This window comes from Mesorhizobium sp. M7A.F.Ca.US.011.01.1.1 (assembly GCF_003998295.1).
Classification (GTDB): domain Bacteria; phylum Pseudomonadota; class Alphaproteobacteria; order Rhizobiales; family Rhizobiaceae; genus Mesorhizobium.
Window position 1 is genome coordinate 35,531 of the sequence record NZ_RZRT01000033.1, and the last position, 24,440, is coordinate 59,970.

Below are 24,440 nucleotides of genomic sequence, written 5' to 3' on the forward strand. Positions count from 1 at the left end.
GAATGAGTATCTCAGAGGCCGGCCCGGCCGAAGTCGATGTGGCGATCGTCGGTGCCGGAATGGCTGGGACCACGTTAGCCATGCTGTTGGGAAAAGCCGGGCGCAAGGTGGTGCTGATCGACCCGCACCGCGTCCACCACGAGGAGTTCCGGGCCGAGAAGATCGGCATGGATCAGATGCTGCTGTTCGAAAAGCTCGGCCTTGATGCGACACTCAAGCGTCTCGTCACCTCGACGACCGACACGCATGTGTTTCGCCTCGGCCAGTTCTTCGCGCATGAGAAGAAGGCTGAATTCACATTCTCCTATGGCGCGCTGATCAATGGCCTGCGCGACGCCTTGCCTCGGCAAGTACCGCTGACGGTCGGCAAGGTAACCGAGGTCTCGACTGGACCGAACCGGCAGCGGCTTGTGCTGGCCGACGGCACCATCATCGATGCCCGCCTGCTGGTGGTGGCAACCGGTCACGGCGAGGCGGTGCGGCGCGCCGTCGGGGTGCAGCGTATCGAGCAATCGAAGGCGCATTCATTGTCGATGGGATTCGACCTCGCCATCTCGCCGCGCGATTTCGGTCATCAGTCCGTCACCTGCTACAGCAGGCGGGCTGCCGACCGTATCGCCTACATCAGCATCTTTCCCCTCGGCGACAAGATGCGGGCGAACATGTTCCTCTATCGCAATGTGGCCGAAGCGTGGACGCGGGCGTTCCGCCAGGAGCCGCAAAAGATGCTCTGCGAACTGATGCCCGAAATAGCAGCGCGATGCGGCAACTTCGAAGTCGCTAGTCCTGTCGAGGTCAGGCAGATCAGTCTGAGCACCACGCAAGGCCATCGCCGCGACGGGGTCATCTTCATCGGCGATGCTTTCTGCACGACGTGTCCGACGCCGGGCGTCGGCATCGGGCGCGTGATGACCGATGTCGATCAGCTCCATTCGGTTCACATTCCACGCTGGCTCGAAACACCAGGCATGGCGGCTGACAAGATCAACGCTTTCTATGACGATCCGGTCAAGGTGGCTGCCGATGAGGATGGCATGCGGGTGAGTTACTATGCCAAGTCGATTACCGCCGACAGCGGACTGGAATGGCGCGTAAGGCGCCTGCGCAACAACACCGCGCGCCGGCTGATGATCATCGGCCGCAAGGTCCGGCATCTGGGACAACGGCGGGCACCCGTGGCCAATATGCGATAGGGCGCGCGACCAGTCGCGCCCTATCGATTGCTGCTATTGCCCTTGTCAGGCGAATGCGTCAGGCGCCAATCAATCACTGAGGATCGGCGGAGGTGTCGATGGGGCAGTTTGGGCCGTGACGCCCGAAAGCCTCTCGCGCTTCTGCAAGGTTGGTTTCTCGTATTTCTTCACTGTAAAGTGCCCTCCAAATTAGTACGGTGCCAGCAGAACCAATTCCCTGCCCCGTGTCAATTGTGTCATTACTGGTCCTTACGTCGTTCCCGCGCCATCGTGGTCAAACGATTCTTCACTGTTGCATTGCCGGCACATATCGGCTCCGACAGGGCACCTCATCCCAGCGCCAATCGCGCTCTCCTTGCCTCTCCGCGCGATGTTGTAAATCGTTTCATCCAAGGTATTTTGGCCATCGGGAACAGAGGGAATAGTCATGTCCAACAGCGCCTTGCCGCTGGTTATCAGTGCGCCGGAACCACGCACACTCGACCTGATCTTCACAGCCCGGCAGCTGGCGCGGCTCAAGGCGCATTATCGCATTGTCGAGACGACCGCTGACGGCGTCGCGAAACTGCCGGCCGACGTGCTGGCCGAGGCGCGCTATATCATCGGCCAGCCGCCCATATCGCCCGAAACGCTCGACCGGATGAAGGCGCTGCGCTGCGTCTTCAATGTCGAGACCAACCTCATCAACAACATGCCCTACGAGACATTGTTCGCGCGCGGCATCCATGTCGTCACCACCGGCCTGGTGTTCGCCGAGCCGGTCGCGGAGCTTGGCCTTGCCATGGCGCTCAACCTCGCCCGCGACATCGTCGATGCCGATCTCGCTTTCCGCCAGGGACAGGAACTGTGGGGCGGCGACGGCAACCAGACGGCGCGGCTCCTGTCCGGCGCGGATGTCGGCATCATCGGTTTCGGCGATCTCGGCCGGGCGCTCAACCGGCTGCTGTCGGGCTTCCGCACCCGCACCAAAGTCTTCGATCCCTGGCTGCCGCCATCGATCCTCATCGACAATGGCGTCGAGCCGGTCTCTCTCGACGAGGTGCTGTCGACCAGCGACTTCATCTTCGTCGTTGCGTCGGTGACCAGCGAGAACCAGGGTTTTCTCGGTGCCGACGCCTTTGCCGGCATGCGCAAGGGCGCCGCCTTCATCCTGCTCAGCCGGGCCGGCGTGGTCGACTTCCCGGCGCTGATGGCGGCGGTGAAGAGCGGCCACATCGTCGCCGCCAGCGACGTTTTCCCCGAAGAACCGCTGGCGCGGGACCATCCGGTGCGCACCCTGCCCGGCTTCCTGCGCTCGGCGCACCGTGCCGGCGCGCTCGACATCGCCTTCAAGCGCATGGGCGATATGGTGCTGGAGGACATGGACCTGATCGACCGCGGCCTGCCGCCGCTGCGCTCCAAGCGCGCCGAGCGCGAGACGGTTTCGCGCATGCGTTCCAAGCCGGCCGACAGGAATTGAAGCGTGGATTTTCGTCCCGGTCGGCCGACCCTCGACAAGCTCGGCTTGACAAGAGCGCGGCCGGCGACGACGCTCCCGCAATCGAATTTTGCGGAGGGAAGCCATGAACATGAAGAAGATCTATGAAAAACCGATGCTGCTCAAACGGCAGAAACTCTCTGCCGTGACGGCGCAGCAAGCCGCTTCAGGAGTGACAGGTCCGACAGGGCCGACAGGCTGACGCCTCGCGGCGTCCAATAAAGGCAGCATTGGACGCGCCTGCGGGTCGGCGGCGAAACGGCAGTCGCTCGCAACTTCAGTGTTCATGGCTGCTCTTCGCTCTGCGGGCAACCGCTTCCATAAAAGAGCGTGCGGCAGCGTCACAAGCCGTTCTGGACGGTCCGTTCGCGGACAGCACGACCTCCGCGGCCTTCCGCGACATGCCGTATTTCCGGGCGAAGATCGCAGCGTCGTAAGGTTCGTTTTTGGCTGCCGGTGTCGCGGACGTGATCCTGGCCTTGGTCATTGGCGGGTCCGCCTGAAACTTTCGAGCAACTCGCCTTCATTGCGGCAGCCATTCTGAAACAGCGAAAACACCGTGGCTGCCAGCCGCTGTACGTCCGACTCCCTTGACATGCGGTCAAGTTTGCGCTCCAGGCAGACCCGATCGAAGACGCGCTGGCACAGCTGCAGATCGGAAGGATGGAAACCGGGATTGCGCTTATGAAGGCTCGACATAAGAAGCCCCTTTCGGAGCAGCGACCACTTCCTTTGACGCTGTGGATCAAAAAATGAAATCGGACCGAGCAAGAGTCAACATCGGCCTCATCACAGTAAGTATCGTACAATTCTCCCGCCGGTCTGCCCCTCTTTTTTCGAACGGTTCTCAGGCCCAGCGCGACATGGCGCTTTGTCATTAGCCGGCGGATTTTATCGGCCCTCACCATGATCCGGCGCTCTCAAGAAATATGTCGGTTTTGTACCAAGTGGCGCTTGGTACGTTTCCGACACTAACATTCAGGCCGATCTTTTCATATGCGAACGGGCGTTGGGGGGCGCCGTGCTTCGAATTTCATATCGCATTGATATCTTTCTTCGTTCAGAGCCCCTATACACAGGCCATCGTCCGCACGTTTTTACGGGCACGGACGGCTGGGAGATTGGATGGCTCTTGCCCTGTATTGGGCCACGCCATGTCTGATCTCACCAAAAACCATCAATACCGAAACCAACTGCTGCGACGCATGCCTGCGGATGATCTGGCGTTGCTCGAGCCGCACATGCAGCGCTGCGACTTGCCGTTGCGCATGATGCTGGTGACGCCACAGATCCCGATCGAGGCCGTCTACTTCATCGAACAGGGCATCGGTTCGGTGGTCGCCAGCACGGCGAGCGGCCAAGAGGCCGAAGTGGGCTTCATCGGCTTCGAAGGCATGACGGGATACTCCCTGGTGATGGGCGACGACCGTGCGCCGCATGCCTGTTATGTCCAACTCGAAGGCGAGGCGATCCGCATCGAAGCCGGCGCTTTCAAGGCAGCATTGGCGGCAAGTGCGACCTTGCGCATGTTCCTGCTGCGCTTCGTCAACGCTCTACAAACCCAGGCCGGCTGCACCGCGCTCGTCAACGCGCGGCTGAAGCTCGAGGAGCGGCTGGCGCGATGGCTGCTCATGTGCGACGACCGCGTGCCGGGCGAACATCTCGCCATCACGCACGAATTCCTGGCCATCATGCTTGGTGTCAGGCGGCCAGGCGTCACCGTCGCTCTCCAGTTGCTCGAAGGCCGCGCGTTGATCCGCTCACGTCGGGGCGAGATCGTCATTCGTGACCGCGCCGGGCTGCTGGAACTCGCCAATGGCAGTTACGGCGAAGCCGAGGCCGAATATGCAAGGCTGATCGGCGAGATCGGCGCGCCCTGATCAGGAGCGGTCGCCGCCGGCATCCGGCTTGCCCGATGTCGCTTTGCCGGGCGGCGCCGCACCGCCTTCAAATGCGCCTCGGCCAATCGGCCCATCCCTGCCGACCGGCAAGCCGGCATGCTCCAGACTTGCAAGCTTGCACTTCGTCTGCTCGGCCGCCGCTCCGACAAGGCAGTCGATGGTGAACATGGCACCGGCGTGCTCGCTGGCCGCGACCGCCTGGCGGATCTTCGTCAATTGCGCTTGTGTGTAGTCCAGAAGCTCGACCAGGCCGGTATGATCCAAACCGCCCTCCATTGCAGGATGTCGAGAGGCCGATCTGAGGTCGCTCTTGCCACCGAAATACGCCCATTTGCGGGGCTTGCATAGCTGGACTGTCAAAATCGTACAGTCTACGCGCCACGGGATCCTCGCCCTATTGGCCAAAGGTCCATCTTCGCACCCTCGCTACGTCATGCAAGTGTATATAAGCCATCGCTTGAATACTGGTCCGTACGTCTGTCGGGGAGATGTCGTGCCAATCCGCGAGAATCTCGCCGCCAATCTCAGGCGGCTGGTCCAACGCCACGCTTCCGTCAGCGCGGTGTGCCGTGAGCTTGGCATCAACCGCACCCAGTTCGAGCGCTATCTGCAAGGCAAGGCGGTTCCCAACAAAGCCACCGCAAGGCTGATCTGCGACTATTTCAAGATCGACGAGGATGAGCTGTATCGTGAGCCGGCCGCCGCGGCAGCCAAGGGCGACAGCAATGCAACGCTGCGCGAGGCACTGTACGAGAACATGGTGCGGCCGCCGTCGCCTGCCATCGCCGGAGGCACCTATTTCACCTATTTTTCGATCCCCGGCCGACCCGATTTTTTGATGCGCTCGGTCACCTTCGTGCGGCGCGAGGCCGATCTCGTCACCTTCAGGCGGGTAACGCGCTGGGCTCCGGGCGATGGCCAGGGTGGTTCGAGAATGCCCGGCAACCATTACGGCGTGGCGATCTCGCGCCTGAACTGGATCTATTTCACAGGCATCAACCGCCGCCAGACAAGCGAGCCCTCGATCATGACCGTACAGTGGGCTCCCATCTCCGAACCAGTTCTGGTCGGCAGGGCGATCGTCCTCACCGGATCGGGGCCGGCCTTTGTGTCGGTCATCATGCGGCAGGACGTCACCAGGATCAGCATGAGGCGAGCGATGCTGATGGCCCATATCGTCAGTCTCGACGACCCCAGCGTCGATCGGCTGGTGGTCAGTCTTGCACGAGAGACCCACTAAACTCGCTTTCTACGGGAAAAACCGGGGAAAGTTTCAAGTTTTTCGACTATATTTTTCTTCGTTTCGGGATTTTTGCGCAAAAAATGCCGGAACTTTCACCCAAACCTGTCGTTTTCCAACTGATCGTTGCTTCGACGATCCCAAGCAACAGGAGGAGTACACCATGAACATCAAGATGATCTGTTTCGGCGCGATGACGCTCTCGATGGTTGCCGGCTCCGCGCTTGCGGCAGGCGACACCGGCACGTCGGCTCTCGACGATCCGGCCAAGATGCAGCCCTTCTACACCGATAGCGGCATGAAGACGATGGTCAGCAACGACGACTTCGTGAAAGCCTGGAAGGCCCTTACGCCGGACGACCAGACCGCGATGATGAAGGCCTGCGAGGACGAGGCGAAGGACGCCACTGCGGCCAACAGCCATCCGGAATTCTGCAGCAGCGTGAAAGCGAACGGCGGCAGCAAGTAGCAATCCAGCGAACCGATTAGAAACAGCCCCTTCGCGGGGCTGTTTTGCGTCTGCCGCAGGGCGCGGCCAAGCCCGCCACGCAAGCCCGGCCGGCGCGCCGGCCCATTTCCATTCCTGCTATGTTGCACTGCGACAAAATTGTTTTATGTTGCACTGCGATAAATTTGTTGCATTGCGATATCGGCCTGCCCGGCCGACGTTGCGCAGGGGCTGGGCCTTGCACGAAGGAGCCGTCGTGGCAGCATCGTTCCGGTCGGACATACAAGGATTGCGCGCGCTCGCTGTCGGCGGTGTCGTCGCCTACCATTTCGGCCTCACCGCGCTCCCCGGCGGCTTTGCCGGCGTCGACATCTTCTTCGTCATCTCGGGCTGGCTGATAACAACCCACCTCATGCAGGAGATCGGCGAGACCGGCCGGCTCGACCTTTGGCGCTTCTATGCCAGGCGCGCGCGGCGGCTTCTGCCGGCAGCTTTGTTCGTCATCCTGGTTACGCTGGCTGCCGGCTACTTCATCCTGGCGCCGCAGGAGCAGGCGCTCTATTCGCGCGGCGCCATGTTCGCCTCCGCCTATGCCATCAATCTGTGGCTGCTGCGCTGGTCGTTCGACTATTTCGCCGCCGACGCCACCAGCAATCCCTTCATCCACTTCTGGTCGTTGTCGGTGGAGGAGCAGTTCTATCTGGCCTGGCCGGCGCTGCTTCTGCTGGCCGCCTGGCTGCGGCCGGGCCGGCGAACGGCCGCAGCCGTGATAGGCGTTGCCGGCCTTGCCTCCTTCGCCGCCTGCCAGTGGCTGACCAGCGCGGCGCCGGCCTGGGCCTTCTATTTCTCGCCGCTGCGCGCCTGGGAGTTCGCTGCCGGCGGCCTGGCGACGCTGGTCCCCATGGCTTTGCTGCAGCACCGCATCTGGCTGCGGGCCGCACTTGGCTGGCTCGGCCTGGCGCTGATCGCGACGGCCTATCTCCTGTTGAGCGAGGACCTGCCCTTCCCCGGCTGGTACGCGTTGCTGCCGGTAGCGGGCACCGTGCTGGTGCTGCTGAGCGGCGTCGGCGGGTCGCAGACCAATAGACGGACCGGCTGGCAAGCCCTTGGCCCGGCTACCGCTTTGTCCCTGCCGCCCTTGCAATGGATCGGCACGCTCTCCTATTCGCTTTATCTCTGGCATTGGCCGGTCATCGTCTATGCCGGGATGCTGGCGCCGGACCTTTCCGTGCCGCAGCGCCTTGGCTGTGGCGTGCTGGCGCTCGCGCTGTCGGTGCTCACCTATCATTTGATCGAAGACCCGGCGCGGCGCGGCGCCTGGATGGCGGTGGGCGCCCGCGCCTTTCCCAGGGTCATTCCAGACGCAAAACCGCTTCGCGCTTTTCCCGGCCTTGTGCTGGTTCCCGCGCTGATGCTGACCGGCACCGGCGTGGCGGTCGCCTATGCCAACGCGCATTTGGCTCAGCACAACATCGGCCCCGAGCAGCGCGGCATCGAGCAGGCGGTCGAAAGACCTTCCATGGCGCGGGCCGTCGACAAGAACTGCCTGGCCGACTTCCAAACGGTGACGCCGAAACCCTGCATGTTCGGCCCGGCCGATGCCACCCGCACCATCGTGCTGTTCGGCGATTCGCACGCCGACCAGTGGTCGACGCCGCTGATCGAGGCGGCCAAGCGCAACGACACAAAGGTGGTCACCTACCTCAAATCATCGTGCCGCGCCTCGCGGCTCTCCACCTTCAACACCGTGCTGAAGCGCGACTACACCGAATGCGACGCCTGGCGCGAGCAGGCCATATCAGAGATCATCCGCCGCAAGCCGCGCCTGGTGGTGATCTCCGAATTTTCCATCGGCAATCTGACCCGCGACCTGCCCGCCGCCGAACGCACGGCCGAAGTAGCGCGCTGGCAGGCCGGCCTGCGCTCGACCTTGCAGGCCTTCAGCCGGGCCGGTGTCGAGACGGCTGTTATCCGCGACACGCCGATTAACGCCAGCTTCGCCGGCTCCTGCGTGGCGCGCACCCTGTGGTGGCGCGAAGCCCCCTCGCCGCACTGCGATACGCCAAGGGCGAACGCCGGCAACGACAGCACCGCCGCCGCCGAGCGCGCCGTGGTGACCAGCGTGCCCGACACCCGCTACATCGACCTCACCGACCAATTCTGCGGCCCGACCACCTGCCACGTCGTCATATCAGGCAAGCTGGCGTTTCGTGACAGGCACCACCTGGCGACGGGCTTTGCCGAGACACTGGCGGGGCCATTGGAGAGGGCCTTGTTTTAGGCGCCTGGGTATCTGCGCCCGGTCCGCATTGTTCATCACATCTTGCGAATCTGTGGAACGGGCTTGATCACGGATCCAGCCGGCATCGCCGGCCGGATCCATTCACCCTCACCGCCTCATCATCATCCCATAATGCACTGCCAACAAATCCAGCCCACCTTCAGCAGCTTCGTCACCACGTTCCGGCCCTCGCCGGTCTCCTCGGCCAGGCGCTTGAGGGAACCGTCCGCGCAGCAGACTTGTCGCACCACGGCGGCCACCTCCCAATGGCCTAGCGCTCTTGTGGCGGCGGCATGTGCGCGGCCGGCGTCGAGAACGCTGTCGGCGATGCCGCCGCCCTCGCGGCCGCCGTCGACGCGCTCGCTCCAGCGCATCGGCTTGACATCAGCCTGCTGGCTGCAGCGGAAATCCTCGCGGTAGCGCAGGCCTGCCTCGCGCTGCTGGCGCGACAGCGAGGTGATGCCGATAAGCGCATCGATGGCGCGCACCCGCACGATGCCGCCGGTGGCGGCGTGGCCGTCATTCGACACTTCGTAGACACGGGCAGCCTCCAGCGTGCCCGCCGCCAGCCGCTTGCGGCCGAAGGCGTCATCCCTGAGCGCGAAATCATGGCCGATCTCGCGGCGTATGCGCACCTGCTCGGCCTCGCCCTTCGGCAATTTCGGCGCCTGCGGTTTTGCGGGTATGGTCTTTTTGCTCATGGAAGGCTCCTGGTTGGCTTGGGATGATGGAGGACGGCAAAGCGGCGATCCTTCGCGCTGTTGGGCATCTCCCCACATGGTCGGCAGGGCGGAGAGGGCCGCCGTTCGGTTGGCCTTCGTTGAACCGAAGGTCTCACCTCATCGCCGCTGCGCCAGCATCCTTGCCGACCGGCATCCAGGCCGATGGAACCGGCGCGAGCTTTTCGACGTTATGTCGCGTCCATGCCAAGGGGAGGTTCGCCGATGACAGCCTTCATGCCGGTTACCGTGCGCTTTTGCGATAACAAAACCATGCTGGTCAGTTCGGTGGCCGGGGCCGCCGAGGCACTGCGTCACCAATGGCCCGACAAGACAGCACCGGGCTTTGTCGAGGCTTCGCGGCTGGTTGCGCTCGCCGTCGACGGCATCTGCTGCCAGCGCATCGCGTTCGACGCCTTCACCAGGGCGGCCAAGCAACAGAACATACTGGTGGCCAGGCCCAAAAGCCGCGCCCATGACTGGCTGGATGCGGTGGCCAGCCCGTGAGGATCGCACGCCGGCCGAAAATTGATGCAACCGGCCGCCAGCGGGGTGCGTTTATGGATGCGGTAGACAGAGCCGCGCGCAAAGCGAAGGTGAACGCCGTGGGTACGATGAAAACCGGAGTGCCGCTCAAAGTGCGGGTGGAGGATGAGATCGAAGAGATTGACAGCGTCAGCGAAGCCGCGGATTTTCTGCAGCGCTGGCCGCTTGAGCGACGCGGCCATGTCTACCGCAGTGCGCTGAACGCCTGCAGCGCGGCGATCGCCGCGCAGATTTCCGAACCCGACGCCATGAAGGTGTTTACCGGCTTTGCCCGGGTGACCGGCATATTGGTCGACGAGGGCAACCCGGCCATGGCGATGGACGCAAGGAGCATGCAGAGCCGCACCCCCAAGCAAGGCCGGCAAATGCCGAAGTAAGGTTCTGGCGATTTTGCTCCGGGCTTGATTCATCTCAGATCCTCCACCTTTGTGCGGCGAGGCAGCCCCCTCACCCAGCCTCCGCTTCGCTCGCCTGACCATTCCGGGGCGAGCCACGTGTCTCGTCCGTCCTTCGGACCCCCGAGGGGAGAGGAGACTTGCACCGTCGGGTGCCCTCCTCTTCTCCCCAGCGGGGAGAAGGTGGCCGAAGGGCCGGATGAGAGGCTGGCGCAGCAATGGGAGAGCGTGCTCATCCCGCCACAAATACGCGGCGCTGGAAGCGCGCCTGATGGTAGGTGCAATAGCTTTTCAGCGCCGTGGTGCGCATGCCGCAGCACAGCATGTCGGCGCCCGGCCGGCTGCCTGGCGCATCGTTTTCAGAATCCTCCTCCACCGTCAGATTCAGCGGCGCGCGGCAGCGTGAAAACAGGCAATCGATGAAGCGCATCGCCACGCCATGCGGCTGCCGGCCGATGGCCGCGCGCGGCGGCGCCGGCACCTCCAGACGATAGGCTACGCCGTCGGCGATCAGCACGCCCGCCTCGCGCACGAACGAATGGGAGCGCCTGGGCCGGGCCACTTCACGCGCATGGATGTCCTTGGCGGCAAGCACGCCATGCATCTTGCCGACGGCAGGCGTCGCATTCGCCGACATGCCATCGGCCCGCTTGCTTCCAGCGCGCTTGCCCCCGGCCTGTCTGGCTCGCGGCGGCGGCCCCTTGCCATTGGCAAAGCCGATCGCGCCCAGCATGGCGTTACGATGCACGATGCCGATGATGGCGTCGCGCGACACCGGACTGCCACGCAGCGCGCTGAACGCGACTGCGATCCTGGAGGCTGAAAGCCCGTCCTTCAGCCAGCGGCCGATCTCGTGCAATTCCGCGTCGCTATAGCTTGCCATATCCAGTTCCATCCAAAGGTCGGCCGCGCGCCGTCGGGCAGCGTCAAGGTTCCACCCGGTTGGCCGGGCCGCAGTCAGGTTGTTTTTCAAGAGCCGGCCGTCAGCCGGCCAGCCTCAGCCGGATTGGGCCGATTTCCCGCCGGCAAGGTGCAAAAGCCGCGCCTCGGCCGTGTTTCTGTCCAGGGCGGAAACCGCCCTGCCCGTTAGCCTGTCGAACAGGATGACGGTGCCGTCCTCGGTGCGGATGCAGGATCGGCCAGCCGAAAAAACAGCGCCGGCGCCATGCCGGCCGAATTGGGGACCGGAGCCGCTGGGAGCGGCGGCTCCGGCCGTTCCGGTCGCCGGAGACAGGCGGACCGGACCCGAGGCTGGTGCAGTCAAGCACTGAGCCTCGGGCTTCATCCCGGCCGGGGAGGAGGACGGCCGGGGCGGAAGGGAATGGGCGGCGGTTGTGACCGCCGGATGGGCCTCGCGTGAGGCCGGCGACTCGGCGCCATCAAAGCTGGACAGGTTTTGCATGACCAGATATAAGCATAACTTAAAAATATATGCAAGCCATTCTTTCATAGACGAGAGCCGCTTTCATCGCTCACATGGGTGCCATGGCAAAAACGGAACTGTCGATCAAGGTTGGGGCGGCAATCCGCAAGGCGCGCAAGCAGCGCGGCCTGGTCATGCGCCACATTGCCGAGCACAACGACACCGATGTCGCCGCCGTCGGCAACTGGGAAACCGGCCGCAACCTGCCCAAGACCGAGAACCTTTTGAAGACCGCCGCCTTCCTGCGCGTCGACCCTGTGGCGCTCGGCAAGGGCGAGGTCGTCTTCCTCGACGATTCCGGCCCGGTGGCCGATGCCGAGATCGTCACCGATGCCACCCCCCTGCCCGCCGGGCCGATGGATATCCAGGTGCTGGGCGCCGCCGTCGGTGGCGATGACGGTGACTTCACCTTGAACGGCGAACCCGCCGGCTACGTCCAGCGCCCGCCGGGCATCCGCAACCTCCCCAAGGTGTTCGCGCTGCACGTGCTTTCCGATTCCATGGTGCCGCGCTACGAACCGGGCGACATGATCTATTGCGGCGGCCGCGATGCCGTACCCGGCGACCATGTGGTGATCGAGATGTTTCCGGAAGAAAACGGGCACATCGGCAAGGCCTTCATCAAGAAGCTGGTCAAGCGCACCGCCGCCGAGTTGGTGGTCGAGCAGTACAATCCACCCAAGACGCTGACCTTCAACCGCTACGCCATCAAACAGGTCTTGCGGGTGATTCCGCTGAAGGAATTGCTGGGGTATTGAAGGGCGGGCGGCGCTAACTCCGCAGGGAGAGACGGTGGCGCGCCTCCCTGGCATCAATTGCCACGGTCGCAGCCTCAAAACCCCGACTGATTGCCCAGTGGCAAACAACTACATACATGGATATTGCCAGGAATTTCCGCCGCTTGCCTTGGAGAATTCGATGTCCGGATTTCTTATCGACCAGTTGGAGCGCCTCAAGACAGCAAAAGCAGAGGAGCTGCTGAGAGCCGATCGGCTGGAGGACGGAATGGCAGCCAACATCGCGCCACCTCCCGCGATTCCCGATCATCCGATAAAAACCGTCCGGGATCGAAATGGAACGTTCAAGGTGACGGCACCCAAACCTTGACGCGCCAGCCCTGGCGATCTCGGGCACGAGCGTCATGATGGCTCCAAGCAGAAGCGTGGATCCCTCCTGTCAGGCCCGTCTCGAACTGCGCATCAACACCTCGCGCTGGCGCTCGTCGACGAACGCCGCCTGGATCGACACGTTGGCGCCCGGCAACCCGTCGGCGCGACAGATCACACAGCGCATGCGCTCCGAAAGCGCTGCCAGCGGCGTATTCCCGGTCACCCCGAACCTCTTCAGCTGATCAGGTCGCCACCACCTGTTGCGGCCGCAATCGCCGCACTCGACCGATATCGAGACCACATGCGCGATCACCGCTTCCTTGCCTGGCAATGCCATCGCCCCTCCCTCGCCTTTTGTTCCTGATTTGTTCGTATATTCCTGCGTTTTGCGACGGGAGTCGAGTCGCGCTTTTCAAACATTTCCTAAAGTTTTTCTTCTGCATATGTTTGAGTTATGCTTATATCAACTCGTAAATGTGAGTCGGGGCGTAAGCCACCGCCGCATCAAGCCCAGGAGTGACGATGGACGCCGCCGATTTCGCCCGCGCCTGCGGTTACACCGGCGACAGCCCTGCTCTCCTCGAAGCCTTCCAAGCCATCCGCCGCAACGGCATCGCCCACGCCCGCCTGGATCACATCAGGCGCAAGGCTGTTATCGACGCGTTGAAACCGTCGGAGGCGCTGTTCCTGGCCGCGATTGGCCCGGCGCTCTCAGCGGAGGAGGCCATCGAGGACGCCGTCCGCTTCATAGCCTGCTGGCGCAACATACCGCGCTGGCGCCAGGAGCGGCGCTTGCCCGACCTGATCAGGGCCAAGCAACAACGGCTGGTGGCACGGTATTTTCGTCGCCATGGCCATCTTCTATGGGCGCGCGAAGCAGCGTGAGGCTGGACCAGCCATTTGCGGGTTCCATCAGCAATTTTTTCTTTCTAGACTGCGCAGGGGTGGCTGATCGTCGACGTGCATAGTTTGGAATGTTCAAGACTGCCCGTTCAAGATTTCAGACCTGGATAACGGCCGGCGCGGGAACCATCGCCGCCCTGCTCGTCGCCGGCCTGATGGGCGCGTTCGGCGCCCTGCCCGCCCACGCCCCGCCGCAATTGCCGTCCGATGCCGCCATCGACGCCGGGCGCTGGCGTGTCCAGCCGGTGCGCGCCTATGTCAGCCGTGCCAAGATCCATGGCGTGCCGCTGAAACCAGGCCAGAAGGCGTTGGTGCTGGAGGCCGACATGACCAACCGCACGGCGCAATCCGACAAGGCCTATTTCAATGTCTTCACCCCGGACGGCCTCGCTCTGCCTGACGGCCTGCCGATGATCGCGCTGACCCGCGATCAGACGCTGACGCCGGAACTGCATCCCGGCATGACCGAGCGCATGGCCTATGTCTGGCCGCTTGCCGGCGACGCCATCGTGCCGGCAAATCTCAGCTTCGGCATCACCACCGAGATCTTCAAGCCGCGCGACAACCTCTACGGCACGCCCGGCTGGTTCAATCCCACCCGGCTCGGCACCGTCACCATGCCGGTCGCCGACCTGCCCGAGAGCGGCTCATGAATATCCGGGCCATCGGCAATCTCCTGATCCTTTGCGCGACTGTGGCGCTCAGCTACGGCATGCAGGTGTCCAAGCCGCATTATGCCGAGCTCACCGCGCCGATCCCAATCGACGGCGCCATGCACGGCATGGTGCGGGCACGCAGCTTCGATGTCCGCCTCGACAGAGTGGTCTTCGCCCGCACGCTGAAGACCGACCAGTTCGGCCAGACCAGACTTTTGACCACAAGCGGCCTGTGGGCGGTGGTGACGACCAGTCTCACCGCCACCAGCACCTCCACCACGGTCGCCGACGGCACCTGGCAAGGCCCGACCGGCCTGCGCTACCACCAGACGGAGCGGCTCAGCTATCGCCAGGACATGCCACCCCATGCCGTCGATCCGGGCTTGGACAGAAGCGGCCTGTTCGTGTTCGAGGTGCCGCCGGACCAGATCCGCGGCGCCAGCCTGCTGGTCGCCGCGCGCCAGTTCGCCCCGCTCGACGCCCAGGCCCGCATCAGCCTCGACGCCGTTCCGACCGGCGCCGACGGCCAGCCGGCGGATGTCTTGCCGCTATACGATCTCGACGCCCCGGCACCACCGCAGGGCCAGACGCAGAGCAAGACATGAGCGCGGTTTCAACCGACATCGACCCAGCCGGCGGTGGCGAGAAAAAATGGCGCCGGCGCGGTCTTATCGCACTCGCCATTTTGCTACCGCTGACGCTCGCCGAAACCAGCTATGACAGCGCGCGCGAATGGCTGCATGGCGAGGACCTGATTGCCAGGGATGTCGAGTTTGGCCAGTCCGTGCCTTTCGGCGGCAGCGACTGGCGGCTGGCCGATTTGCGCGGCGGCAAGGCCGGCCGCTTGCCCGAGCATGCCTTCGCCATCATCGCCACCTTCTCCGTGACGGTCGGCAACCCCGATCTGCAAAAGCAATGGCTGGGCTGCAAGGTGATGCTGACCGATGCCGCCGGCCGCCGCTGGCTCCCGGACTTCATCAGCGGCGTCAGCCTGCCGGACGGCGTGATGAACTGCACCTCGGCGATCTTCTCTGGCGCCAGGAAAGGCGACGTCATCACCGTCGGTGAAACCTTCATCGTGCCCGAAGACGCCGTCAAGACCATCCGCCCAGCCATTGGCCTGGGCAGCGAGCGGCCGTGGTATCTGCGCTTTCAGAGGCCGCCGAAATGACAACGTCCTTCTCGCCGTTAACGGGGAGAAGAGAGCTCACCTCCCCGCCCCCTTCGCCGTCGAAAACGCCGTCTCCAGCACGGCGGCAAGAAAGCATATGCGCAGCGGTTCGATCAGGATGCCAGTGGAGGAATCCTGGAACGGGCTGCCGAACAGCAGCGTCACGCCATGCGAGAAAATCTGCCAGATATCGAGTTCGTGCGGGCCGATCAGCCGCGTCGCGCCGAGCCACAGCCACGCAGCGCCCCAGTCGAGCAGCCGGTAGCCGACGACCAGCGTGCACAACAGCACGAGGCTGGAGCTGACCGTCAGCCGCACGCCGTTGGCGATCGGCAGATAGCGCGAGCGATAGCCGGCGATGAAATGCTCGACGAAATCGCGCAGGAATTTCGGCAGGCCGGCATAGCGCTGGCCAGCGCGCTCCAGCCGGCCGTGCACGCGCAGCAGGGCGGCATCGTCGCGCACGTCATAGCCATAGATCAGCGCCGCCATCACCAGCCAGATCAGCGGCAGCAGCATGAAGAAGAACAGGTTGACGGCAGCCGTCGACGGCGCGATCGATTCGACCGGCACCATGGGTGCGGCCGAGGCCATCCGCACCGGGCTCGCCAGCCCGTCGACTGACGCTTGCAGGGCCGACCAGAAATTGCGGCTCATCAGCCATTGCAGCGCCGTGTCCTTCCAGCGGCTGATGACGTAGAGACCGACGAAGATCCAGTTGGTTTCGCAGATCACCACGACGATCTGCCAGAGCGAGGCGGTCTTCGTTTTCGTCTGCATGAATTTGGCCAGCCGGCGGATCAGCCAGGACACCGCCACCGAGACCAGCAGCCAGCGCGAATCGAGCACGTCGAGCACATTGGCGCTCTGGCCGAAATCGGCCTGGTCGAGCGTGGCGCGCGAATATTGCCGCACGATGTCGCCCAGAAAGCCCCAGGCAGCGTAATAGGCGAAGAAGGGCAGCAGCGCGATGGTGATCATCCGCACCAGCCGCGAGCCGCGCCGGTCCGCCTCGGCACCCGGCTCCGTTTGCGCCTCAGCGGTTGCGCCCTTGTCGGCGGCGCGCTGCGCGGCCAGCACATGCGGCAGGCCGGGGCGCAGCACATGGAACATCGCCACCGTCACCACCAGCTGCGCCAGCGCCACCAAGGTCAGCATCGCCAGCCCGGCGAAGTGATTGGCAAGCGCCACCTTCGCCGCCAGCTGCATGAGGAGGTCGCCGATCAGCACGCCGGCCAGCACCAGGGCGACAAGCTGCGGCCAGAACCGCCGCAGCAGCGAAAAACTCAAGGTGATCGGTCTGACGATATCGGCAAACATGAGGTTCTCTCACGATGCCACCCGCCAAAACCTTTCTAGCAAAGCATGATTGTTTTGCAAGGAATGGGGCAGGGTCTCCTGCCAGGGGCAGGGCTAGGCGCCCCCCTCTGTCCTGCCGGACATCTCTCCCACACGGGGGGAGATTGGATGTCATGACTGCTTCGCCAATTTTCAACGTTGAAGAGGAAGCGACGAGGACGAAGCTGCCAATCTCCCCCCTCCCCTCGTGGGGGAGATGTCCGGCAGGACAGAGGGGGGCGCGAAGGAACGCAAACCTGCGTCCCGCCGCTCACCGTCTTACCCTCGACTTCAGCCAACGATCGAACGCCACCGCCAGGATCAGAATGAGCCCGATGACGATGCTCTGCGTGTAGGACGACACGTTGTTGAACTGCAGCCCGTTCTGCAGCACGCCGATCAGCGCCGCCCCCACCACCGTGCCGCCGACAGAGCCGATGCCGCCGAACAGCGAGGTGCCGCCGATGACGACGGCCGAAATGACAGTCAGCTCATAGCCGATGCCGGCCACCGCTTCCGATGAGTTGAGCCGCGCCGACAGCACGAAGGCCGCAAGCCCGGCGAAGAAGCCGACGATGACATAGACCGAGACCAGAATGCGGTCGACGCGCAGCCCCGACAGCCGTGCCGCCTCGGCATTGCCGCCGACGGCATAGACGGCGCGGCCATAGCGGGTGTAGCGCAGCACGATGTGACACAGGATGGCGGCCGCAGCGAAGATGAGCGCCGGCACAGGCACGGGGCCGATCAGCCCGGTGCCGAACCAGCGCATCGAGGCGTCGAAGCCCGAGATCGGGCCGCCATTGGAGATGGTCAGCGTCAGCCCGCGGAACACCGTCAGCCCGCCCAGCGTGACGACGAAGGGCGGCACTTTCAGCCGGGTGATGACAAGCCCCTGCACACCGCCTGCAGCGGCTCCCACCACGACGGCGGCCAAAAGGGCGGCGAACCAGCCGAAACCTTGCGTGCCGCTCGTCGACAGCGACAGTGTGTTGGCCGTGCCGCCCTTGGCCACCACGGCGGCGACCATGCCGCAGAAGGCGAGCAGCGAGCCGACCGACAGGTCGATGCCGGCGGTGAGGATGACGAAGGTCATGCCTAGCGCGATCAGCCCGGTGATCGAGATCTGCCTTGTGATGTTGAACAAATTGATCGGGTCCATGAAACTCGGCTTCAGCACGGTGAAGACGATGATCAGCGCCACCAGGAACAGCAGCGGTCCGAAGCTCATCAACAGCCGCGCGAAATCGATGCCGCCGCGCTGGTCCTGTTCCCCCGCCACGCTCATAGTGTCTCCTTGCGGTCGAGTGCCATCAGTTCCATCAGTCTTTCCTCGTTTGCCTCGACGCCCGGCATCTGGCCGGTGATGCGTCCCCGCCGCATGGTGACGATGCGGTCCGACACCGCCAGCACCTCGGGCAGTTCGGACGAGATCATCATCACCGCAATGCCGCGCGCCGCAAGCTGCACCAGGATCTGGTGCACCTCCGTCTTGGCGCCGACATCGACGCCGCGCGTCGGTTCGTCGACGATCAGCACTTTCGGATCGCGCGCCAGCCAGCGCGCCAGGATCACCTTCTGCTGGTTGCCGCCCGACAGGCCTTCGATCGCCTGCTCGGCCGAAGCCATGCGGATCGACAGCATCTTGCGAAACCCGGACAGCGCATCGCGCTCGCGCCGCTCGGCCATGAAGCCGAAACCGTTGCTGAAGCTGCCCAGCGAAGCGATGGAGAAATTCGGCAGGATGCCCAGCGCGGCAAAGATCGCCTGGTGCTTGCGGTCCTCCGGTAGCAGGCCGATGCCGAGCGCAATGGCGTCGGCGGGTGATGCCGGGGCTATTTTGTTGCCGTCGAGGGTGATGGTGCCGGCCGCGATGCGGTCGGCGCCGAAGATGGCGCGCGCCAGTTCCGTGCGGCCGGACCCCACAAGCCCGGCAACGCCGAGGATTTCACCGGCCTTGAGGTCGATGTCGACGCCGTCGAGCACGATGGCGTGGGGCGCCTCGGGGTCGCGCACGGTGCGCAGGCCGCGCACCGACAGCACGACATCGCCGGCCACCGCGCGCTGCGCCGGCCGGGCGTAGAGCTCGGAGGCCGCGCGGCCGACCATCTTCTCGATGATTTTGGGCAGCGCAATCGGGCCGCCCTCGCGGTTAAGATGCCCGGCCAGCCGCCCGTCGCGCAGCACCGTCATGCGATCGCATATGGCGGAGGCCTCCTCCAGCCGGTGGGTGACGAACATGATGGCGACCTTGTCCTTGCGCAGCCGACCCATGATCGACAGCAGCCGCTGCACCTCGGTCTCGGTCAGCGCCGAGGTCGGCTCGTCCATGATGATCAGCCGGCTTTTCAGCGACAGGGCGCGGGCGATCTCGACCAGCTGCTGTTCGGCCACCGACAGCGCCGACACCGGCGTCATCGGCTCTATGGAGAGACCGACGCGGGCGATGATCGAGCGCGACTCTTGCTCCATGCGCCTCCAGCTCACCAGCCCGAGCGGACCGATCGGCGCGCGGCCGATAAAGATGTTTTCCGCCACAGTCAGCGTCGGGATCAGGCTCAGTTCCTGGTAGATGGTGACGATGCCGAGCCGCTTGGCATCCTGCGGGCTGGAGGGATGATAATCGGCACCGTCGAAAGTGATGCGGCCGCCCGACGGCGGCATGACGCCCGAGAGGATTTTCAAGAGCGTCGACTTGCCGGCGCCGTTTTCGCCCAGCAGGCCGAGGATTTCGCCGGGGCGGATGTCGAGCGAGACATCGCTCAGCGCGGTCACGCCGGCGAAATGCTTGGTGATGCCCTCGACGGCAAGCAGGATGGGCTCGGGCGATGCGGCTTCAGCTGGCAAGGGTTGCTCCTCTGATGCAGTTCATGCCGGCACGCTCAGCACTTGAACACCCCCCTCTGGCCTGCCGGCCATCTCCCCCGCAAGGGGGGAGATCGGCAGCTTTGCTGGTAGCGCTTTTCCTGCGGTGTGGAGATTGGCGAAAGCAGGACGGACAGCCAATCTCCCCCCTTGCGGGGGAGATGTCCGGCAGGACAGAGGGGGGTGCTGTCCCACCGGCTTTGCCAATCGGCCGATCCCCGCCAAACCCCTACTTCGTCTCGCCAATCCTCTCCGCCTTGTCGAGATTGTCCTTGCCGATGACGATCGGCGTCAAAAGCACCAGCTTCTCCTTCGGCTCGGTCTTGTCCTTGGCAAAGGCCACCGCGATGCGCACCGCGGTGCGCGACTGCTCGCCGGGAAACTGCTCGACGGTGCCCGCAAGCTTGCCGTCGCGCACCGCGACCAGCGCTTCCGGCAGTGCATCGAAGCCGTAGATCTTGACGTCGGTGAAGTTGCGCGCGGCGCAGGCCTCCATGGCGCCGAGCGCCATGTCGTCATTGGCGCAGACGATGGCGTCGGGCTTGCCATTGGCGGCAAGGCCGGCCTCGGTCACCGACAGCGCCTCGGCGCGGGCGAAGTTGGCGGTCTGCTCGAAGACGATCTGATACTTGTCCTTCAAGGGATCGAGCACATTGTGCACGCCCTTGTTGCGGTCGATCGCCGGGCCGGCACCGGGCTGGCCCTGCAGATGGAACAGCTTGGCGCCGTTCGGGAACGCCGCCACCACGGCGTTGGCTTCCGCCTCGCCGCCCTTCACATTGTCGGCGCCGACATGCGCGAGGATGCCCTCGACGCCGTCGACGCGGCGGTCGATCGTCACTACGGGAACGCCGGCCTTGACCGCTTCCTCGATGGCCGGCGCCAGCGCATTGACGTCGAGCGGCGAGATGACGATGGCGTTGACCTTCTGCACCAGGGCGGCCTCGATGTCGGCGGTCTGCTTGGTGGCCGAGTTTTGGCCGTCGCTTTCGGTCAGATTGACGCCTTGCGTGGCGGCTTCCGCCTTGATCTCGTTCAGCATGTGCACGAAGAACGGAAAGCCGAGACTGGGCACCGAGCCAAGGATGGTGAGCTTGTCCTGCGCAAACACCGAGGGCGCGGCAACCATCATGGCGCCGAAAGCCGCGGACGACAGCAGGAATTCACGTCTGTTCATGGGATCCTCCTCCACAAGAACGCACGACCCGAAAACCGGATCGGTTTCAGGAAGGATCATGCGTCGGTTCAAAGTGTGGAGCATCCTCCCTGCGCCCGAAAACGCATGCCGCTCCAGCTGGCCGCCGCTGTAAAAAGAGCCTCCCACCGACGCCTGCGCAGGGATGCTAACCCAGCGCCAACCATTTGTGCAACCTCGATATAACAGAGGTGCCGGGCAATTTATCGGAATTGTCGGATTTTTGGATTGCGGGCTGACATCTCACTGAGGCGTCTGGCTTCCATTCCCTCGACCCGGCACTACCTTGGATTGACCCGCGAAGCTTTTGTGATCTGGAGAACCCGTATGAAGCCGCAAATCATCTGCCATATGCTCGCATCACTCGACGGCAGCCTTCATCCAAGCCGCTACACGACAAGTCCGGACGGGACCCGGGCGGAGTGGTCGAGCCTCTACGAGCATATCCACAATGATCTCGCGGCTGACGCCTGGATCGTCGGCCGCGTCACCATGGCCGAGATGAGCAAGGCCGGCGCGCATCCGCCGGCCAATGCCGGCAAGGTCGACCGGCCCTATCATTTCGCGCAAAGGGATGCGGGCAGTTATGCCGTGGCGCTCGATGCCTCGGGCAAGCTTCATTTTTCCAAACCCGACATCGGTGGCGACCATGTCGTGGTGCTGCTTGGGCATGATGTCGCCGACAGCCACCTGGCCGAGCTCGCATCCGACGGCGTGTCCTATATCGTCGCGGAAACGGCGGACATCAATCTCGCGATGATGCTCGAGGTGCTCGGCAGCGAACTCGGCATCCGCCGGCTGCTGCTCGAGGGCGGTGCCGGCATCAACGGCTCGTTCCTTGCGGCCGGGCTCGTCGATGAACTCAGCCTTCTCGTCGCACCCGCGATCGATGGACGCGCCGCGAACCAGGCCTTCGTCGAGTTCGGTGAGAGTGGGCTGCCGGGCAAGATGCAGTTGTCCCTGAAGAGCTGCGAAGCGCTGGCGCATGGGCTCGTCCATCTGCGTTACGCAGTTACTCCTGATGAGGGCTGACCGCCTCGTACAGAAGGGCCGGCAATCCGACTGAGATTACCGGCCCCTGTATCGTCAGCTTCAGCGCCGATGCTTCAGTCAATTAAGCGGCGTATTGCATGGCATCGAGATCGGCGATCAGCGTCGGGCCGGTCGGGTGCCAGCCCAATCGTGCCTGTGTCAGCGCGCTGGAGGCCGGCAGATCCATCGGCGCGAACATCGCCATCCAGCCGAAATGCTCCGCCGCTCTTTCAGGCGCGATGGAAACGACCGGCAATTTCAGGCCCCGGCCAAGCGCCTCGGCGATGGCCCGCACCTCGACGCCTTCCTCGCCGACCGCGTGATAGCGCGCGCCCGGCTGCCGCTTTTCCACGGCCAGCCGGTAAAGCCGCGCGGCGTCGAGGAGATGGCCCGCGGAGAAGCGGTTGCGGCCTTCGCCGACATAGGCCGAGACGCCCCTTTCACGCGCGATTTCGATGAGCGGCGAGATAAGCCCTTGCTTGACCGGATTGTGGACCTGCGGCAGCCGCACCACCGACACATTGATGCCGGCGTCCAGCAAGGCATTGCCGGCCAGCTCCGAGGCGATGCGCGGATTGGGATGGCCGGGATTGAAGACGTCCTCGCTTGCCAGTTCGCCATGCCCAGGGCTGCCCATGCCGACGCCGGAGGTGATCACCAGCGGCCGGTCGGAGCTGGCCAGGGCGGCGCCGAGTGCGGCGATGACCCGCTTGTCCTTTTCGCAATTTTCGGCAAACCGCGAAAAATCGTGGTCGAACGCCGTGTGGATCACAGCCTCCGCCTTGGCCGCGCGGTCGCGCAGCCCCCCGGGATCTTCGAGGGTCCCCCGGTGCACCTCGGCACCAGCGGCAGCCAGCGCCTCGGCGCCGGCGTCGGAGCGGGTCACGCCGACCACCTGGTGGCCCGCCTGGATGAGTTCGGGAACCAGCGCCGAACCGATGAAACCGGTCGCGCCGGTGAGAAAGATACGCATGCAAAATCTCCTGCACTAGTTGCCTGCGTAATATTGCTGGTCTATATATCCTACTAAAGTAGTGATCTTATCATGGTATAATGACTAACAGGATGCCCTCCAATCCCGCCGGCTCGCTGGCAGCGTTCCTCAAAGACCGGCGCACGCGGCTCGATCCGGCTTCCTTCGGCTTTTCGGGCCGCCGACGCACGCCGGGACTGCGCCGGGAAGAGGTCGCCCAGCGCGCCAACATAAGCCCGACCTGGTACACATGGCTGGAGCAGGGCCGCGGCGGCGCACCCTCGGCCGATGTCCTCAATCGCATCGCCAAGGGGCTGCTGCTGACCGAGGCGGAACGCGAACATCTTTTCATGCTCGGGCTGGGGCGCCCGCCCGAGGTCCGCTACACCGGTGCCGAGGGCGTCAGCCCCCGGCTGCAGCGCCTCATCGACACGCTCGATGCCAGCCCCGCCATAGTCAGGACCGCCACCTGGGACGTCGTTGCCTGGAACCGCGCCGCGCGGGTCGTGCTGACCGACTACAGCGCCCTGCCCGAAGGCGAGCGCAACATCCTGCGTTTCATGTTCCTGCGCCCCGTCATCCGCGCCAAGCAGCACGATTGGAAAAACCTGGCCCGTTTTGTGGTCGCTTCGTTCCGTGCCGATGCGGCACGCGCCGGCGCTGTCTCCGAGGTGCGCGAGCTCGTCGACGAACTCTGCAGCGCCAGCCCGGAATTCGACGCGCTGTGGCGCGAAAACGACGTGCTCAGCCACGGCGACGGGACAAAGCGCCTGAAGCACCCCGAACTCGGTGATATCGAGCTGGAATATTCGGGGTTCGCGGTCGATGGCCGGCCGGATTTGAGCCTGACCGTCTACAACCCGGTCGACAGCGCCGTCGCCGACCGCATTCGCGCGCTGGCTCTCGCCCGACACCCCAAAGAGTAAGGGCCGGACGGCCCGTCCGCGGGGATGACGCCCGCCCTCAAGCGCGCTCGCAGACCGCTTTCAGGATTTGCAAGGTCGGCCCCCAGTAGAGATTGGCATGCGGACGGATCGCCGGTTCGGCGAAGTCGCTGAGCGTCAGCGTCAGCGTCGTTCCCCCACCCACCGGCGTCAGATCGAAGCTGACCACGGTGTGGTTTTCGGGCACGTCCGCCAGCCGCGAGGCCGACAGCGTGCTCCAGTAGCCGTACGCGAAGCTCTTTGCCGGCTCAAAAGCGCGGATGGTGCCATGGTTCTCGAACGGCATTCCGTGCAGCAATCCGCGCATCACGATCGCGCCGCCGGCATGCCCTTGCAGGCTGACAGTCAACTCCTCGTCGGACATCCATTGCGGGATCATTTCTGGCATCGTCAGTATCCGCCAGACCTTGGCCGGCTCGGCACTGATGACGACGGTCTTGGTGACCGGCGAGATGTCGAGAGACTCACTCATGCGAAGCAAGTTTATCGCGGATGCGGCGGCGACAATATCGCCGGTCCAAGAACTGCGGATGCCGCCACTGCCCCCTTGCTTTGCGCACGATTGCAGCAGCGCGTCTTGCGAAGCCATTGCAGCCCGTGGCATTTGTCGGCTCCACCAGGACAGACGGCA

At 64.2% G+C, this 24,440-nt stretch carries 28 protein-coding genes and 1 pseudogene; 17 read left to right on the forward strand and 12 right to left on the reverse strand.

Translation table 11 applies throughout. From position 1 onward, the window contains the following. Nucleotides 1-2 precede the first annotated feature (2 nt). From EOA13_RS24740 to EOA13_RS24750, 3 genes are all read left to right on the forward strand, one after another. Nucleotides 3-1,193, forward strand: coding sequence for an NAD(P)/FAD-dependent oxidoreductase (locus EOA13_RS24740; RefSeq protein ID WP_127296276.1), 1,191 nt, complete (start codon nt 3-5; stop codon nt 1,191-1,193). Between the two features lie 427 nt (nt 1,194-1,620). Beyond that, nucleotides 1,621-2,652, forward strand: a complete 1,032-nt coding sequence (locus EOA13_RS24745; RefSeq protein WP_127296277.1) for a hydroxyacid dehydrogenase — start codon at nt 1,621-1,623, stop codon at nt 2,650-2,652. A gap of 103 nt (nt 2,653-2,755) precedes the next feature. Beyond that, nucleotides 2,756-2,872 carry a hypothetical protein gene (locus EOA13_RS24750; protein ID WP_023813303.1) on the forward strand — a complete coding sequence of 39 codons (117 nt, stop codon included), beginning with the start codon at nt 2,756-2,758 and terminating at the stop codon, nt 2,870-2,872. Nucleotides 2,873-2,947: 75 nt separating this feature from the next. On the opposite strand, the gene EOA13_RS24755 is transcribed toward EOA13_RS24750, so the two are convergent. Further along, on the reverse strand, nt 2,948-3,157 hold the full coding sequence (locus tag EOA13_RS24755) for a hypothetical protein (RefSeq protein WP_023813302.1): 210 nt from the start codon (nt 3,155-3,157) through the stop codon (nt 2,948-2,950). Nucleotides 3,158-3,824: 667 nt separating this feature from the next. On the opposite strand from EOA13_RS24755, the gene EOA13_RS24765 reads away from it, so the two are divergent. Next, complete coding sequence (locus EOA13_RS24765; RefSeq protein ID WP_127296279.1) at nt 3,825-4,550, forward strand: Crp/Fnr family transcriptional regulator; 726 nt, start codon at nt 3,825-3,827, stop codon at nt 4,548-4,550. On the opposite strand, the gene EOA13_RS24770 is transcribed toward EOA13_RS24765, so the two are convergent. Beyond that, nucleotides 4,551-4,835, reverse strand: a complete 285-nt coding sequence (locus EOA13_RS24770) for a hypothetical protein (protein ID WP_081734951.1) — start codon at nt 4,833-4,835, stop codon at nt 4,551-4,553. Between the two features lie 229 nt (nt 4,836-5,064). Here EOA13_RS24770 and EOA13_RS24775 point away from each other — a divergent pair, with 229 nt between their 5' ends. The 3 genes from EOA13_RS24775 to EOA13_RS24785 all read left to right on the forward strand — a co-directional run bounded on the left by EOA13_RS24775 (nt 5,065) and on the right by EOA13_RS24785 (nt 8,540). Next, on the forward strand, nt 5,065-5,811 hold the full coding sequence (locus EOA13_RS24775) for a helix-turn-helix transcriptional regulator (RefSeq protein WP_127296280.1): 747 nt from the start codon (nt 5,065-5,067) through the stop codon (nt 5,809-5,811). A gap of 163 nt (nt 5,812-5,974) precedes the next feature. Beyond that, complete coding sequence (locus EOA13_RS24780) at nt 5,975-6,280, forward strand: hypothetical protein (RefSeq protein WP_023813297.1); 306 nt, start codon at nt 5,975-5,977, stop codon at nt 6,278-6,280. 235 nt (nt 6,281-6,515) lie between these two features. After that, nucleotides 6,516-8,540 carry an acyltransferase family protein gene (locus EOA13_RS24785; protein ID WP_127296281.1) on the forward strand — a complete coding sequence of 675 codons (2,025 nt, stop codon included), beginning with the start codon at nt 6,516-6,518 and terminating at the stop codon, nt 8,538-8,540. Nucleotides 8,541-8,648: 108 nt separating this feature from the next. Here the strand turns inward: EOA13_RS24785 and EOA13_RS24790 are convergent. Continuing rightward, nucleotides 8,649-9,241: pseudogene (locus EOA13_RS24790) on the reverse strand (DUF6456 domain-containing protein). A gap of 243 nt (nt 9,242-9,484) precedes the next feature. Between EOA13_RS24790 and EOA13_RS24795 the strand changes: the two are divergent. Both EOA13_RS24795 and EOA13_RS24800 read left to right on the forward strand, forming a co-directional pair. Next, entirely contained in the window at nt 9,485-9,766 is a 282-nt protein-coding gene (locus EOA13_RS24795; RefSeq protein WP_127296282.1) for a DUF982 domain-containing protein, read from the forward strand. Between the two features lie 53 nt (nt 9,767-9,819). Then, nucleotides 9,820-10,182, forward strand: a complete 363-nt coding sequence (locus tag EOA13_RS24800; RefSeq protein ID WP_127296283.1) for a DUF982 domain-containing protein — start codon at nt 9,820-9,822, stop codon at nt 10,180-10,182. A gap of 250 nt (nt 10,183-10,432) precedes the next feature. Here the strand turns inward: EOA13_RS24800 and EOA13_RS24805 are convergent, their stop codons facing one another. Beyond that, complete coding sequence (locus tag EOA13_RS24805) at nt 10,433-11,083, reverse strand: GcrA cell cycle regulator (protein ID WP_127296284.1); 651 nt, start codon at nt 11,081-11,083, stop codon at nt 10,433-10,435. A 114-nt stretch (nt 11,084-11,197) separates the two neighbouring features. Next, nucleotides 11,198-11,464 (reverse strand): hypothetical protein, encoded by a 267-nt coding sequence (locus EOA13_RS24810; protein ID WP_245490472.1) that lies wholly within the window; start codon nt 11,462-11,464, stop codon nt 11,198-11,200. 212 nt (nt 11,465-11,676) lie between these two features. On the opposite strand from EOA13_RS24810, the gene EOA13_RS24815 reads away from it, so the two are divergent. Next, nucleotides 11,677-12,381 (forward strand): helix-turn-helix transcriptional regulator, encoded by a 705-nt coding sequence (locus EOA13_RS24815; protein ID WP_127296285.1) that lies wholly within the window; start codon nt 11,677-11,679, stop codon nt 12,379-12,381. A gap of 160 nt (nt 12,382-12,541) precedes the next feature. Then, nucleotides 12,542-12,730, forward strand: coding sequence for a hypothetical protein (locus EOA13_RS24820; protein ID WP_127296286.1), 189 nt, complete (start codon nt 12,542-12,544; stop codon nt 12,728-12,730). Nucleotides 12,731-12,799: 69 nt separating this feature from the next. Here EOA13_RS24820 and EOA13_RS24825 read toward each other — a convergent pair whose 3' ends face one another. Then, nucleotides 12,800-13,069: a hypothetical protein gene (locus tag EOA13_RS24825; protein WP_127296287.1), complete on the reverse strand. Its 270-nt coding sequence runs from the start codon at nt 13,067-13,069 to the stop codon at nt 12,800-12,802. A gap of 185 nt (nt 13,070-13,254) precedes the next feature. On the opposite strand from EOA13_RS24825, the gene EOA13_RS24830 reads away from it, so the two are divergent. The 4 genes from EOA13_RS24830 (at nt 13,255) to EOA13_RS24845 (ending at nt 15,462) form a co-directional block, all read left to right on the forward strand. Beyond that, complete coding sequence (locus EOA13_RS24830) at nt 13,255-13,617, forward strand: hypothetical protein (protein ID WP_127296288.1); 363 nt, start codon at nt 13,255-13,257, stop codon at nt 13,615-13,617. Nucleotides 13,618-13,706: 89 nt separating this feature from the next. Next, nucleotides 13,707-14,288, forward strand: coding sequence for a hypothetical protein (locus EOA13_RS24835; protein WP_127296289.1), 582 nt, complete (start codon nt 13,707-13,709; stop codon nt 14,286-14,288). Next, nucleotides 14,285-14,896, forward strand: coding sequence for a hypothetical protein (locus EOA13_RS24840; protein WP_127296290.1), 612 nt, complete (start codon nt 14,285-14,287; stop codon nt 14,894-14,896). The genes EOA13_RS24835 and EOA13_RS24840 overlap by 4 nt, the downstream gene beginning before the upstream one ends. Next, nucleotides 14,893-15,462 carry a hypothetical protein gene (locus EOA13_RS24845; protein WP_127296291.1) on the forward strand — a complete coding sequence of 190 codons (570 nt, stop codon included), beginning with the start codon at nt 14,893-14,895 and terminating at the stop codon, nt 15,460-15,462. The genes EOA13_RS24840 and EOA13_RS24845 overlap by 4 nt, the downstream gene beginning before the upstream one ends. Nucleotides 15,463-15,498: 36 nt before the next feature. Here EOA13_RS24845 and EOA13_RS24850 read toward each other — a convergent pair whose 3' ends face one another. The 4 genes from EOA13_RS24850 to EOA13_RS24875 form a co-directional block, all read right to left on the reverse strand. Next, a complete protein-coding gene (locus EOA13_RS24850; protein WP_127296292.1) occupies nt 15,499-16,782 on the reverse strand; it encodes a hypothetical protein in 1,284 nt (427 codons plus the stop codon). A 289-nt stretch (nt 16,783-17,071) separates the two neighbouring features. Continuing rightward, nucleotides 17,072-18,088 (reverse strand): ABC transporter permease, encoded by a 1,017-nt coding sequence (locus tag EOA13_RS24860; protein ID WP_127296293.1) that lies wholly within the window; start codon nt 18,086-18,088, stop codon nt 17,072-17,074. Then, nucleotides 18,085-19,647, reverse strand: coding sequence for a sugar ABC transporter ATP-binding protein (locus EOA13_RS24865; protein ID WP_127296294.1), 1,563 nt, complete (start codon nt 19,645-19,647; stop codon nt 18,085-18,087). The genes EOA13_RS24860 and EOA13_RS24865 overlap by 4 nt, the downstream gene beginning before the upstream one ends. Before the next feature lie 247 nt (nt 19,648-19,894). After that, on the reverse strand, nt 19,895-20,842 hold the full coding sequence (locus EOA13_RS24875) for a substrate-binding domain-containing protein (RefSeq protein WP_013530574.1): 948 nt from the start codon (nt 20,840-20,842) through the stop codon (nt 19,895-19,897). 345 nt (nt 20,843-21,187) lie between these two features. On the opposite strand from EOA13_RS24875, the gene EOA13_RS24880 reads away from it, so the two are divergent. Next, nucleotides 21,188-21,892 (forward strand): RibD family protein, encoded by a 705-nt coding sequence (locus tag EOA13_RS24880; RefSeq protein WP_127296295.1) that lies wholly within the window; start codon nt 21,188-21,190, stop codon nt 21,890-21,892. An 82-nt stretch (nt 21,893-21,974) separates the two neighbouring features. Here EOA13_RS24880 and EOA13_RS24885 read toward each other — a convergent pair whose 3' ends face one another. After that, a complete protein-coding gene (locus EOA13_RS24885; protein ID WP_127296296.1) occupies nt 21,975-22,865 on the reverse strand; it encodes an SDR family oxidoreductase in 891 nt (296 codons plus the stop codon). Nucleotides 22,866-22,957: 92 nt separating this feature from the next. Here EOA13_RS24885 and EOA13_RS24890 point away from each other — a divergent pair, with 92 nt between their 5' ends. After that, complete coding sequence (locus EOA13_RS24890; RefSeq protein WP_164780310.1) at nt 22,958-23,791, forward strand: helix-turn-helix transcriptional regulator; 834 nt, start codon at nt 22,958-22,960, stop codon at nt 23,789-23,791. Nucleotides 23,792-23,828: 37 nt separating this feature from the next. On the opposite strand, the gene EOA13_RS24895 is transcribed toward EOA13_RS24890, so the two are convergent. Further along, nucleotides 23,829-24,281, reverse strand: coding sequence for an SRPBCC domain-containing protein (locus EOA13_RS24895; protein WP_127296298.1), 453 nt, complete (start codon nt 24,279-24,281; stop codon nt 23,829-23,831). Nucleotides 24,282-24,440 lie beyond the last annotated feature (159 nt).